The organism is Paenibacillus paridis, from assembly GCF_006345825.1.
In the GTDB taxonomy this organism is placed as follows: Bacteria; Bacillota; Bacilli; order Paenibacillales; family Paenibacillaceae; genus Pristimantibacillus; species Pristimantibacillus paridis.
In genome coordinates this window covers 1-12,780 of the sequence record NZ_VCIX01000075.1, presented here as the reverse complement: position 1 = coordinate 12,780, position 12,780 = coordinate 1, and the positions used below count along the sequence as shown (strand labels likewise).

Genomic DNA, 12,780 nt, shown 5'->3' with positions numbered 1-12,780 from the left:
GGCGATACACCTTATTTTGGTTATTCATGTTTGATTTTCCGATTGTTTTATTCAAAAAAACGAACCTTTATAAAACTTTCTCTTTTAATGTTCGTATTTCATTGACAGTAGTTTGGGGATTAGATAAACTAGAATAGGTTTGAGGCAAAGCATGCTGCCTGCGTGTAAAAAACGGTCGAATTTCCTCGATAAAAAGCAGCTATGCAGCGCATAAATTTATAACGTGAATATGAGGATGGATACTCCTTCCTTTATGATTAAATGTTACCCTCGTATATATTTGGGATAAGGCCTGAATGTTTCTACCCGGAAACCTTAATTTTCGGACTACGAGCAAGATGAATCGACAAGCGGGAGCGGGTTGTGAGCTGGCTGAGAGCAGTCACTTACAGGTTCTTAAACGCCATAAAGCAAGTTTGCAGCATATAGATGCCCTATTCATTGGACATAGGTTGCCTCTCTGACGGGGCAGCCTTCTGTTGTCTCTCCGGCTATGCTGCACTGCTTTCGTCGCATTCATTGAAGTGAAGCAGAAGTTGCACCGTGCATTCCCTTGAAGGGCGGTCGTTCCATCTGCTTTGCGCTTGAGTCCTGCGGCATTCCCATTTTGAATGGTTGCTGGCGGGCTATTTTTGTTTTTGCAGCATTGGACCATGAGATTTAATGATTTATCATCTTATAAATGAAAGTGGGTTTGATCGCATGTCTGCGAAGGTAGGCGTCATCATGGGCAGCAAATCGGATTGGGACACAATGAAATTAGCCTGCGATGTTCTGGAGGAATTGCAAATTCCTTATGAGAAAAAGGTAGTTTCGGCGCATCGGACGCCGGATTTAATGTTTGAATACGCGGAAACGGCAGTAGAGCGTGGACTCAAGGTGATTATCGCCGGAGCTGGCGGAGCCGCACATTTGCCCGGCATGGTCGCTGCTAAGACGATTCTGCCGGTTATTGGCGTTCCCGTGAAATCATCGAATCTGAGTGGGCTTGATTCCTTGCTATCCATCGTCCAGATGCCTGGCGGCATTCCGGTCGCTACGGTTGCGATTGGCAACGCGGGCGGCACCAACGCAGGTTTGCTTGCGGCACAAATGCTCGGAGCATTCGATCCTGAGGTGCAAGCGCGCGTAGAAGCGCGTCGCGAGCGCGTGAAGCAGGAAGTGCTCGAAAGCAGTGAGACGCTATGAGCCGTGAAGCGGACAAGCAGCAGGTGAAGACACTGCTGCCGGGCAGCACGATCGGGATTTTGGGCGGCGGCCAGCTGGGCCGCATGATGGCTAATGCAGGGAGTGCGATGGGCTACCGGTTCATCACGCTTGATCCCACGCCGGATAGTCCCACTGGACAAGTAGCCGAGCAAATTATTGCCGCTTACGATGATCGTGAGGCGGCGATGGAGCTCGCAGGTCGTTCGGATGTCATTACTTACGAATTCGAGAATGTGGATGCGGAAGTAGCAGCGATGCTCATGAAGGAATCGTATGTGCCGCAGGGCAGCGAGCTCCTTTATACGACGCAGCATCGGCTTCGCGAGAAGCGTGCCATTGAAGCAGCTGGCGTGCGGGTTGCGCCTTATCGCGAGGTAGGCAGCGTAGATGAGCTGCGCGAGGCTGTTGCGGCCTTGGGCACGCCTTGTGTGTTGAAGACCGCTATGGGCGGCTATGACGGCAAAGGGCAGTGGGTCATACGCAGCGAAAACGAGATCGAAGATGCGTATGAGATGCTCTCTCGTGCTAAGGTTCAGCTGGTGCTGGAGCAATTCATTCGTTTTGACAAGGAAATATCGGTTATAGCGGCGAGAAGCCCGCAGGGGGAGATCAAGACCTTCCCTGTAGCGGAGAACATACACGTCGATAATATATTGCATCTGTCGATCGTTCCCGCAAGAATCAGCGAGGAGCTGCAGCGCGAGGCAGAGAGTCTGGCATCGCGGATTGCGGAGGGCCTTGGGGCAGTGGGATTAATCGCAGTGGAGTTATTCGTGACCGCGGAAGGCGAGCTGTTCGTAAACGAGCTTGCCCCGCGTCCGCATAACAGCGGCCACTATACGATGGAGGCCTGCCGGACATCGCAGTTCGAGCAGCATGTTCGTGCGGTGTGCAATTTGCCGCTAGGCGATACGAAGCTAATGAGCCCAGTCGTGATGGTCAATGTGCTAGGCCAGCATGTTGCTCCACTCCTTGAGCTGATGGCTGGCCATGATGAGGCGGCAGATCGGTTGAAGGCTGCGCCAAAGGTTCATTTGTACGGCAAGAAAGATGCGGTTACGAAACGTAAAATGGGACATGTCAACGTACTGGCCGAGAGCACGGACGCTGCTCTAAGCTGGATTGAAGAAACAACTATTTGGAAGGTGTGAGCATTTCATGTTAGAGCGTTACAGCAGACCGGAAATGAGAGCGATTTGGACAGAGGAAAATAAATTCAGAGCTTGGCTGGAAGTTGAGCTTTGCGCATGCGAGGCTTGGTCCGAGCTAGGCGTTATCCCTAAGGAAGATGTAGTCGCGCTTCGCGCTTCGGCAGATTTCGATATTGACCGTATCTATGAAATCGAGCAGGACACCCGTCATGACGTCATCGCGTTCACGCGGGCTGTATCCGAGAAAGCCGGCCCGGAAGGCAAATGGGTGCATTACGGACTGACTTCCACAGACGTCGTTGATACCGCGATTGGTTACTTGCTTCTGCAAGCCAATGAAATTCTCGTAAAAGATATCGAGCGATTCATTGAAATTTTGAAAAACAAAGCACTTCAATATAAAGACACGCCAATGATGGGCCGTACGCACGGCGTGCATGCACAGCCAACGACTTTCGGTTTGAAAATGGCGCTTTGGTACGAGGAAATGAAACGTAACCTCGAGCGTTTCCACCATGCGGCTAACGGCGTTCAATTCGGCAAAATGTCCGGTGCTGTAGGCACGTTCGCAGACATCGATCCGTTCGTGGAAGAATTCGTCTGCAACAAGCTTGGCATTACGGCTGCTCCGATCTCGACGCAAACGCTGCAGCGCGACCGTCACGCTGAATACATGGCAACTCTTGCGCTTGTCGCTTCTTCGCTCGATAAATTTGCAACGGAAATTCGTGCATTGCAAAAGAGTGAATTCCGCGAAGTCGAAGAGCCGTTCGCTAAAGGCCAAAAAGGTTCATCGGCGATGCCGCATAAACGTAATCCAATCGGCTGCGAGAACATCTCCGGCTTGTCCCGCGTGATTCGCGGACATATGGTTACGGCATACGAGAACATTGCGCTTTGGCATGAACGCGATATTAGCCATTCATCGGTTGAGCGTATTATTTTGCCGGATGCTACGATGCTTCTGAACTACATGCTGAACCGTCTGGGCAACATCATCAACAATCTTCAAGTGTTCCCGGAAAACATGAAACGCAACATGCAGGCGACTTACGGCGTGCCGTTCTCAGGCCGCGTATTGACAAAGCTGATTGACAAAGGCTTCAGCCGCGAGAAAGCTTACGACACCGTACAGCCGCGCGCGATGCAAGCATGGGAAACCCAGCGCCAGTTCCGCGATATCATCGGCGAAACCGAGGAGATCACAAGCGTGCTTTCAACGGAAGAAATCGACGATTGCTTCAACCCGGCTTGGCATTTGAAGCATGTGGATACGATTTTCACGCGTTTGGGATTGATCTAAAGGGAGGTTGGCCTGATGAGCGCAACATCGCAAGCACTATCAACGGCAGTCGATTATATCAAAGCTCCGCTTATATACAAAGGCAAGGTTCGTGAGCTCTACGATTTGGGCGAGCATTTCCTGATCGTCGTCACCGACCGGATCTCGGCATTTGACTACGTGCTTGACCCAGCCGTACCGGACAAAGGCAATGTGCTTAACCGCCTGTCGGCCTACTGGTTCGAGCAAACGGCAGATATTCAAGTGAACCATGTCGTTCATACCGACGTAACGAAACTTGGCGAACTGGTTACTGAGCCTGAGCTGCTCAAAAACCGCATCATGGTCACCCGCAAAGCGGAACGCATCGATATCGAGTGCGTCGTGCGCGGCTATATCACAGGCGGCGGTTGGAGACAATATCAGCAAACATCAGCGATCAACGGCATCGAGCTTCCGGCGGGACTTCGCAAAAACGAGCGTTTTCCGGCACCGATCTTTACGCCTGCTGCGAAGAACGACGTCGGCCATGACGAGGACATTCCGTTTGAGAAAATGGCTGATATGGTCGGCGCAGAGCTTGCCGAAGAGCTTCGCGACCGCAGCATCAAGCTGTACGAGTTCGCTCACGGCTATTGCGCTGAGCATGGTATCATCCTTGCGGATTGCAAGTTCGAATTCGGCCTGATCGACGGCAAAGTCGTGTTGATCGACGAGATCTTCACGCCGGATTCCTCGCGTTTCTGGGCGGAAGGCAACTATGCGTTCGATATCGAAATCGACAGCATGGACAAAGAGCCCGTGCGCACATACCTGCTCGGCTCGAATTGGGACCGCGACAGCAAGCCAGCTCCTTTGCCGGACGAGGTTGTCGCAGAAACCACAGCCCGCTACCGCGACATCTACCGCCGCTTGACTGGCGTTGAGCTTTAGGGCAATTAATAGATGAGTTTCCGCTAATCGCAGCAAACTAGCTAATTTGGTTGAAATAGTAGGAAAAATTCCTGTTAATTCACTCGCAGCTTGCAGGCTGATTGAATTAACGATAAAAACTGGCGTTAAATGCGGCTAAATTGGGCTAGGACGCCGAAAGTGACGCAATTAACGCCGAAAATTCCCGCTAATCGCAGCAAACTAGCTAATTTGGTTGAATTAGCAGGAGAAATTCCTGTTAATTCATTCGCAGCTTGTAGGCTGAGTAAATTAACGGTAAAAACTGGCGTTAAATGTGGTTAAATCGAGCTAGGACGCCGAAAGTGACGCAATTAACGCCATAAATTCCTGCTAATCGCAGTAAACCAGCTAATTTGGTTGAATTAGCAGGAGAAATTTCTGTTAATTCACTCGCAGCATGCAGGCTGATTGAATTAACGGTAAAACTGGCGTTAAATGTGGCTAAATCGAGCTAGGACGCCGGAAGTGACGCAACTAACGCCATAAATTCCTGCTAATCGCAGCAAACTAGCTAATATGGTTGAATTAGCAGGAAAAATTCCTGTTAATTCACTCGTAGCTTGCAGGCTGATTGAATTAACGGTAAAAACTGGCGTTAAATGCGGCTAAATTGGGCTAGGACGCCGAAACAGCCGCAATTAACGCCGAAAATTCCTGCTAATCGCAGCAAACTAGCTAATATGGTTGAATTAGCAGGAAAAATTCCTGTTAATTCACTCGCAGCATGCAGGCTGATTGAATTAACGGTAAAAACTGGCGTTAAATACGGCTAAATTGGGCTAGGACGCCGAAAGTGACGCAATTAACGCCATAAATTCCCGCTAATCGCAGGAAACTAGCTATTTAAGATGAATTAACGGGCGTAAATCCCGTTAATTCAAACATCCGCCGATGAAGGCCGGATGAAGTGACTAAAACAACGTCGAGCGCAAGCGATGACGCTGACATAGGGGCGCGGATGCGTATGTCTTTAAACGGCAGGCAGTCAGCGAGAGCGCTGCTGCACCCCATCAACACCAGCCCGAGCACGAAGGTGCACGGCTGCAGCAACAATGCTGACTGGCAGCACAAGCACAGGCCAGCCGCAATACTAAAGGTGGCCAGCGACAGCGCGGCCACCGCCCTTGCTTCACCGACCACCCTCGCAAAGGTTTGATTGAAAAGGTGCTCACGCGAAGAGTGGGGAGTTGTTGTCGTAGAGCGATAGCGATCGCTTCTTGAAGACCGGGAAATATCCGCTAGGCGGTGTAATCAGATTTCCCGGCTTCGAAAGCGACGTAGACAACAACCCCCGCTCCCGCGCAGTACAGTCAATCTGCCCTTGCGACAAAAACCCACATTTTCAGGAGGCTATTATGAAGGCAACCGTCTACGTCACCATCAAGCAAAACGTTTTGGATCCACAAGGAACCGCTGTACAAGGCGCGCTTCACACACTGGGCTTCTCCGAAGTCGAAAAAGTACGCATCGGCAAATATTTGGAGCTTGAGCTTGATACGACTGACCGCGCTGAAGCGGAAGTACGCATCAAAGCGATGTGCGAAAAGCTGTTCGCAAACACGGTTGTAGAAGATTTCCGTTTTGAACTGGAGGGTTAAGACGATGAAGTTTGCGGTACTCGTATTTCCTGGCTCCAACTGTGACATCGATTGCTACAAAGCCGTCGAAGACACCATCGGCCAGTCGGTTGACTATGTATGGCATACAGCTACGGACTTGTCCGCGTATGATGCAATTCTAGTGCCAGGAGGCTTCTCCTACGGCGACTACCTGCGCTGCGGCGCGATTGCACAATTCGCTGCTGTCATGAGCGAAGTGCAAAAAGCAGCCGAAGCAGGCAAGTTTATTTTGGGCATTTGCAACGGGTTCCAAATTTTGACGGAAGCTGGCCTTCTGCCAGGCGCTTTGATCCGCAACAACGGACTGAAGTTCCGCTGCCATCAAGCACCTCTTGAAGTGGTAAACAGCAGCACAGCATTCACCAACCAATACTCGCAAGGCGAGATTATTAATATTCCGATCGCACACGGCGAAGGCAACTACTATTGCGACGACGCAACGCTTGCCGAGCTCAAAGCGAACGACCAAATCGTATTCCGCTATGCAGGCGACACGAACCCGAACGGTTCGGTTGAGAACATTGCCGGAATCAGCAACAAAGCAGGAAACGTAGTAGGAATGATGCCTCACCCAGAGCGTGCGATTGACCAATTGCTTGGCTCGGAAGACGGCAAACGGATGTTTACATCGATTTTGAATGCATGGAGGGAACAACATGGCGCAGCAGTTAACAGCTAAGGAACCGACAGCGGAGCAAATTGCCGAGCAAAAGATTTACAGCCAGTTTGGCGTATCCGATTATGAGTTTGAGCTGATTTGCGGTTTTCTAGGCCGTCAGCCTAACTACACAGAGATCGGCGTATTCAGCGTCATGTGGTCAGAGCACTGCTCTTACAAAAACTCCAAGCCGATTCTCAAAAAGTTCCCGATCACAGGACCGCGAGTTCTAATGGGACCGGGCGAGGGCGCGGGCATCGTCGATATCGGCGACAACCAAGCGGTCGTATTCAAAATCGAATCGCATAACCATCCATCTGCGGTTGAGCCTTTCCAAGGCGCGGCTACAGGCGTTGGCGGCATTATCCGCGACATTTTCTCAATGGGCGCACGTCCGATCGCATTGCTGAACAGCCTGCGTTTTGGCCGCCTAGAGAATGAGCGCGTTAAATATTTGTTCGAGCATGTCGTAAGTGGCATCGCAGGTTATGGTAACTGTATCGGAATTCCGACGGTTGCAGGCGAAGTCATGTTTGACGAGAGCTACGAAGGCAATCCACTCGTTAACGCAATGTGCGTGGGTCTAATCGATCATGATAAAATTCAGCGCGGCGTGGCTAAAGGGGTAGGCAACCCGGTATTCTACGTAGGTCCTGCAACTGGCCGCGACGGTATCCACGGTGCAACGTTTGCATCCGTTGAGCTTTCCGAAGAGTCCGAAGAGAAGCGTACCGCTGTACAAGTCGGCGATCCATTTATGGAGAAGCTGGTTATGGAAGCAACGCTTGAGCTGATCGATTCCGGTATCGTGCTCGGGATTCAAGATATGGGAGCAGCGGGTCTGACTTGCTCCAGCGCGGAGATGGCTTCCAAAGCGGGTAACGGCCTTGAGCTTTACCTTGATGAGGTTCCGCAACGTGAAACAGGCATGACGCCTTATGAAATGATGCTTTCCGAGTCGCAAGAGCGTATGCTCTTCGTTGTTGAGCCTCAGCATGAAGCGCAAGCGAAAGAAATTTTTGAACGTTGGGGTATTATTTGCGCCAAAGTAGGGAAAGTAACGGATGACGGACGTCTTCGTTTGTTCCACCAAGGCCAAGAGGTTGCCGATATGCCGGTAAAAGCGCTCGTTGACGAGTGCCCTGTATACGACAAGCCTTCGAAAGAGCCAGCTTACTTCAGCGAAAATGCTGCAGTAGACACTTCGGCTTACGAAGAAGTAACCGACCTAACTGGCGCGCTGGAGAAGGTTCTTGCTTCCCCAACGGTTGCGAGCAAAGAGTGGGTTTACAACCAATATGACTACATGGTTCGTACATCGACAGCCGTTCAACCAGGCTCCGATGCGGCAGTTGTGACGATTCGCGGCACGCGCAAGGCGCTTGCGATGACGACAGACTGTAACGGACGTTACGTATATCTAGATCCAGAAGTAGGCGGACGCATCGCGGTTGCTGAAGCAGCACGCAACATTGTTTGCTCGGGCGCTGAGCCGCTTGCGGTTACGGACAACCTGAACTTCGGTAACCCGGAGAAACCGGAAGTATTCTGGCAGCTTGAGAAATCGGCTGACGGCATGTCCGAAGCTTGCGTCATCTTGAACACGCCTGTTATCGGCGGTAACGTGAGCTTGTACAACGAGAACGCTAAGGGTGCGATTTACCCGACACCGGTTATCGGTATGGTTGGCCTCGTACATGACATCGATCATATTACAACGCAAGGCTTCAAAGCGGAAGGCGACGTTATCATTCTCGTAGGCGAGACGAAAGCGGAGCTAGGCGGAAGCGAGCTGCAATACGTATTGCAAGGCGCGGCTGCTGGCCGTCCTCCTGAAATTGATCTGGCAACGGAGAAAAAGGTTCTGGATGCGGTGCTTGGCGCCATCCAAGGCGGACTAGTTGCTTCGGCGCATGACTTGTCTGAAGGCGGCATTGCTGTAGCTGTAGCTGAATCTTGTATCAGCGGTCGCCTGGGTGCGGAAGTTGCATTGACTTCTGACCTGCGTGCTGACCACCTGTTGTTCAGTGAATCGCAATCCCGTATTCTTCTTTCGGCTAAGCCGGAAAATGCTGCGGCATTGCAAGCGAAGCTCTCGGAGCAAGGCGTTGTTCACACTCAAATCGGTACTGTTAAAGGCAGCAGCCTGACCATAAACGTAAATGGAAAAGCCGGCATTCAGGCGCCGGTAACACAACTGGAGAAGGTCTGGAAGGATGCGATTCCATGTCTGATGAGCAAATAAGACAGGAGCCTTTGTTATGGACGGGCGACCATTATAACGAAGGCATTGGCCGTGACGATATTTTTGATAAATTGCGTGAGGAATGTGGCGTCTTCGGGGTATTTAATCTCCCTGAAGCGTCCAACCTATCTTATTACGGGCTTCATGCGCTTCAGCACCGCGGCGAGGAAAGCGCGGGAATCTGCACAGTCGATACGAAAAACGGCAATAAGTTCGCGTATCACCGCGGCATGGGCCTTGTCAAAGAAGTATTCAATAAGGATAACCTTGATCTTCTAGCAGGCGACCGTTCCATCGGACATGTCCGTTACTCGACAGCGGGAGAGAGCAAGCTGGCCAATGCGCAGCCGCTTATTTTTCGCTACCGTGACGGTGATCTAGCGGTTGCAACGAACGGCAATATCGTAAATGCGCCGGAAATTCGCAAAGAGCTGGAGATGTCGGGCTCGATTTTCCAAACGTCAAGCGACACGGAAGTTATTGCCCATCTTATCGCCCGTTCCTCGAAGGATTTCGAGACGGCGGCTAAAGAAGCTTTGCAGCGTATTGTCGGAGGCTTTGCGTTCCTGATCATGACGAATGACAAGCTGCTTGTTGCGTCTGATCCGCACGGCTTGCGTCCGCTCGTGATGGGCCGTATCGGCGATGGCTACGTGTTCTCGTCAGAGTCATGTGCTTTCGAAACGATTGGTGCAGTGTATGAGCGTGATGTTCAGCCAGGCGAGCTTCTGATTCTGGATGCGGACGGCATGCGCGAGACGCGTTATGCCGAGGTTGAACGCCGTGCGACGTGTGCGATGGAGTACATTTATTTTGCCCGTCCGGACAGTGATATTAACGGCATTAACATCCATATGGCGCGCAAACGGATGGGACGCCAGCTCGCTTCGGAGTCTTTTGTCGATGCGGATATCGTAACGGGCGTGCCTGATTCGAGTATTTCGGCGGCCATTGGCTATGCAGAGCAAACGGGCATTCCATACGAGCTTGGCCTCATCAAAAATAAATATACCGGCCGGACCTTCATCCAGCCGTCCCAAGAGCTTCGTGAGAAGGGTGTCAAAATGAAGCTGTCCGCCGTTCGTAAAGTGGTCGAAGGCAAGCGCGTCGTTATGATCGACGACTCGATCGTCCGCGGTACTACATCGCTTCGCATTGTTAACTTGCTTCGTGAAGCAGGGGCGACCGAGGTGCATGTACGGATTACGTCACCTCCTTTCAAAAACCCTTGCTATTACGGCATCGATACGCCGGATCGCAAGGAGCTTATCGCTTCGTACCGTACGGTGGAGGAAATTCGCAAGCAGATCAATGCGGATTCATTATCCTTTTTGACCGATCAGGGCTTTGTGGATTCCGTTGGCGGCAATGACGGTGCTTACAATCGCGGCATGTGTCTCGCATGCTTCGACAATGACTATCCAACCGTGGTTGATGAAGAATCGGATAAAAGCTGCAGCTGTTAATCGCATAAATGTTTAACCCATGGAGTGATTATGCTCCTAAAAATAGTTAAGGAGTTGACCGAGAGTGTCAGAAGCGTACAAAAAAGCCGGCGTCGATATCGCGGCAGGCAACGAAGCGGTAGAACGGATGAAAAAGCACGTAAAGCGGACGTACCGTCCAGAAGTGCTGGCGGAGCTAGGCGGCTTTGGCGGTCTGTTCAGCCTGAACAAGGACAAGTATGATGAGCCTGTGCTCGTGTCTGGAACGGATGGCGTCGGAACGAAGCTGAAGCTTGCTTTTGCTATGGACAAGCATGACACGATCGGCATTGATGCCGTTGCGATGTGCGTGAACGATATTATCGTACAAGGCGCGGAGCCTTTGTTCTTCCTTGATTACCTGGCATGCGACAAAGTCGTGCCCGAGAAAATCGAAGCCATCGTTAAAGGAATCGCGGAAGGCTGCGTGCAAGCGGGCTGTTCCTTGATCGGCGGCGAAACGGCTGAAATGCCGGGCATGTATCAAGGCGGCGAATATGATATCGCTGGTTTTACCGTAGGTATCGTGGACAAGAAAAAAATGATCGACGGCTCTACGATTGCTGCAGGCGACGCGGTTATCGGTTTTGCTTCCAGTGGCATTCACAGCAACGGCTTCTCGCTCGTTCGCCGTTTGCTGCTTGAAGATGCTGGCTACAAGCTGGATCAAGAGCTTGAAGAGCTTGGCGGCGCTAAGCTTGGCGACGTATTGATCGAGCCAACCCGCATCTATGTGAAATCGGCGCTTAAGCTTGTGGAGCAAGTAGAAGTGAAAGGCATGGCGCATATTACGGGCGGCGGCTTTATCGAGAACATTCCGCGGGTGCTGCCGGATGGCGTGAACGTGGATGTAGAATTCGGCTCATGGCCGATTCTGCCAATCTTCGACTTGATGCAAAATAAAGGCGGCATTACGAATCGTGATATGTTCACGACTTTTAATATGGGTATCGGCCTGGTTGTTGTTGTACCGGCTGATCAGGCAAACGAAGCTCTTCGCATTTCGAATGAGCTTGGTGAGCAGGCTTACCGTATCGGAACGGTTACGGAAGGAAGCCGCATCGTGACGTTTACGGGAGCGGAAGTATAATGGGAGCACTTCGCATCGCTGTTTTCGCTTCGGGACAAGGCTCCAACTTCCAAGCGATTGTAGATGCGGTGCAGGAGGGGAAGCTCGATGTAACCATCGAGCTTCTTGTTTGTGACAAGCCAGCCGCTCCCGTTGTGGAGCGCGCAAGGAAGGCTGGCGTGGACACGTTCCTGTTCACGCCGAAGGAGTACACGTCTCGTGAAGCCTACGAGTCGGAAATTATCGCCGAGCTGGAACGCCGCGGCGTTGAGCTGATCGTGCTGGCGGGTTATATGCGCATTATCACGTCAGTGCTCGTTGAGCCGTTCTACGGGCGGATGATTAATATTCATCCGGCGCTGCTGCCGGCATTCCCCGGCGTGAACGGTATTGGACAGGCGCTCGCATACGGCGTTAAGGTGACTGGCGTTACCGTCCACTATGTGGACGGGGGCATGGACAGCGGGCCGATTATCGCGCAGCGCGTGGTTGAGGTGGCGGACGAGGATACGGAAGACTCGCTCGCCGTACGTATTCATGCAGCGGAGCAGTCGCTGCTGCCGGGCGTGATCCAGCAGATCGCGCAGGGGCGTGTGACGCTGGATGGCCGGCATGTGCGCGTCCAGAGCTAAGGGACGAGCATAGTGCTAGTTTGTTTAAATTATGCGAATGCGTCGATTCGATGGTGCTTAGGATACATGGTTTAAATGCTGATATGAGCTCAAATGAGCTTCGGAGAGCAGAATAGATCTAAAAAGTAGCTCTAATTGGTTCGGATACGGTGGATATGGGCTCAAATGAGCGTTGGACAGCAGAATAGATCTAAAAAGCAGCTCTATTCCACCAACTTCGGCGATTTCGAGCGAAATAGGTCTAAAAAGTAGATCTAATTGGTTCGAAAACGGCGGATATGAGCTCAAATGAGCTTCGGAGAGCAGAATAGATCTAAAAAGTAGCTCTATTTCCTCAACTTCGGCGATTTCGAGTGAAATAGGTCTAAAAAGTAGATCTAATTGGTTCGGAGACGGCGGATATGGGCTCAAATGAGCTTCGGAGAGCAGAATAGATCTAAAAAGTAGCTCTATTTCACCAACTTCGGCGATTTCGAG

General features: G+C 51.5%; 11 protein-coding genes and 1 riboswitch. Of the genes, 10 read left to right on the top strand and 1 reads right to left on the bottom strand.

Features of this window, described 5'->3' with window-relative positions; genetic code table 11:
* The first annotated feature begins 250 nt into the window (after nt 1-250).
* Nucleotides 251-350: riboswitch (purine riboswitch) on the top strand.
* A gap of 352 nt (nt 351-702) precedes the next feature.
* The 10 genes from purE to purN all read left to right on the top strand — a co-directional run bounded on the left by purE (nt 703) and on the right by purN (nt 12,303).
* Nucleotides 703-1,188, top strand: a complete 486-nt coding sequence (gene purE / locus FJQ58_RS06335; RefSeq protein ID WP_114378329.1) for a 5-(carboxyamino)imidazole ribonucleotide mutase — start codon at nt 703-705, stop codon at nt 1,186-1,188.
* The gene (purK, locus tag FJQ58_RS06330; RefSeq protein WP_139991589.1) at nt 1,185-2,360 is read left to right on the top strand and encodes a 5-(carboxyamino)imidazole ribonucleotide synthase; all 1,176 of its coding nucleotides are present in this window, start codon (nt 1,185-1,187) and stop codon (nt 2,358-2,360) included. The genes purE and purK overlap by 4 nt, the downstream gene beginning before the upstream one ends.
* 7 nt (nt 2,361-2,367) lie before the next feature.
* Entirely contained in the window at nt 2,368-3,663 is a 1,296-nt protein-coding gene (purB, locus tag FJQ58_RS06325) for an adenylosuccinate lyase (RefSeq protein WP_139991588.1), read from the top strand.
* 15 nt (nt 3,664-3,678) lie between these two features.
* A complete protein-coding gene (locus FJQ58_RS06320) occupies nt 3,679-4,575 on the top strand; it encodes a phosphoribosylaminoimidazolesuccinocarboxamide synthase (RefSeq protein WP_139991587.1) in 897 nt (298 codons plus the stop codon).
* 1,373 nt (nt 4,576-5,948) lie between these two features.
* Entirely contained in the window at nt 5,949-6,194 is a 246-nt protein-coding gene (gene purS / locus FJQ58_RS06315) for a phosphoribosylformylglycinamidine synthase subunit PurS (protein ID WP_175598164.1), read from the top strand.
* 4 nt (nt 6,195-6,198) lie between these two features.
* Entirely contained in the window at nt 6,199-6,894 is a 696-nt protein-coding gene (purQ, locus tag FJQ58_RS06310) for a phosphoribosylformylglycinamidine synthase subunit PurQ (RefSeq protein ID WP_139991586.1), read from the top strand.
* Nucleotides 6,872-9,118 carry a phosphoribosylformylglycinamidine synthase subunit PurL gene (gene purL / locus FJQ58_RS06305; protein ID WP_139991585.1) on the top strand — a complete coding sequence of 749 codons (2,247 nt, stop codon included), beginning with the start codon at nt 6,872-6,874 and terminating at the stop codon, nt 9,116-9,118. Before purQ ends, purL begins: the two co-directional genes overlap by 23 nt.
* Complete coding sequence (gene purF / locus FJQ58_RS06300; RefSeq protein WP_139991584.1) at nt 9,100-10,584, top strand: amidophosphoribosyltransferase; 1,485 nt, start codon at nt 9,100-9,102, stop codon at nt 10,582-10,584. The genes purL and purF overlap by 19 nt, the downstream gene beginning before the upstream one ends.
* Before the next feature lie 64 nt (nt 10,585-10,648).
* A complete protein-coding gene (gene purM, locus FJQ58_RS06295; protein WP_139991583.1) occupies nt 10,649-11,692 on the top strand; it encodes a phosphoribosylformylglycinamidine cyclo-ligase in 1,044 nt (347 codons plus the stop codon).
* On the top strand, nt 11,692-12,303 hold the full coding sequence (gene purN, locus FJQ58_RS06290) for a phosphoribosylglycinamide formyltransferase (RefSeq protein ID WP_139991582.1): 612 nt from the start codon (nt 11,692-11,694) through the stop codon (nt 12,301-12,303). Before purM ends, purN begins: the two co-directional genes overlap by 1 nt.
* A 57-nt stretch (nt 12,304-12,360) precedes the next feature.
* On the opposite strand, the gene FJQ58_RS32860 is transcribed toward purN, so the two are convergent.
* A partial coding sequence (locus FJQ58_RS32860) for a hypothetical protein (protein WP_238403849.1) occupies nt 12,361-12,780 on the bottom strand: 420 nt, incomplete at its 5' end.

Bases quoted from the DNA above. Each gene is read 5' to 3' on its own strand.
- purE (WP_114378329.1), top strand. From the start codon at position 703: ATGTCTGCGAAGGTAGGCGTCATCATGGGCAGCAAATCGGATTGGGAC.
- purK (WP_139991589.1), top strand. From the start codon at position 1,185: ATGAGCCGTGAAGCGGACAAGCAGCAGGTGAAGACACTGCTGCCGGGC.
- purB (WP_139991588.1), top strand. From the start codon at position 2,368: ATGTTAGAGCGTTACAGCAGACCGGAAATGAGAGCGATTTGGACAGAG.
- FJQ58_RS06320 (WP_139991587.1), top strand. From the start codon at position 3,679: ATGAGCGCAACATCGCAAGCACTATCAACGGCAGTCGATTATATCAAA.
- purQ (WP_139991586.1), top strand. From the start codon at position 6,199: ATGAAGTTTGCGGTACTCGTATTTCCTGGCTCCAACTGTGACATCGAT.
- purL (WP_139991585.1), top strand. From the start codon at position 6,872: ATGGCGCAGCAGTTAACAGCTAAGGAACCGACAGCGGAGCAAATTGCC.
- purF (WP_139991584.1), top strand. From the start codon at position 9,100: ATGTCTGATGAGCAAATAAGACAGGAGCCTTTGTTATGGACGGGCGAC.
- purN (WP_139991582.1), top strand. From the start codon at position 11,692: ATGGGAGCACTTCGCATCGCTGTTTTCGCTTCGGGACAAGGCTCCAAC.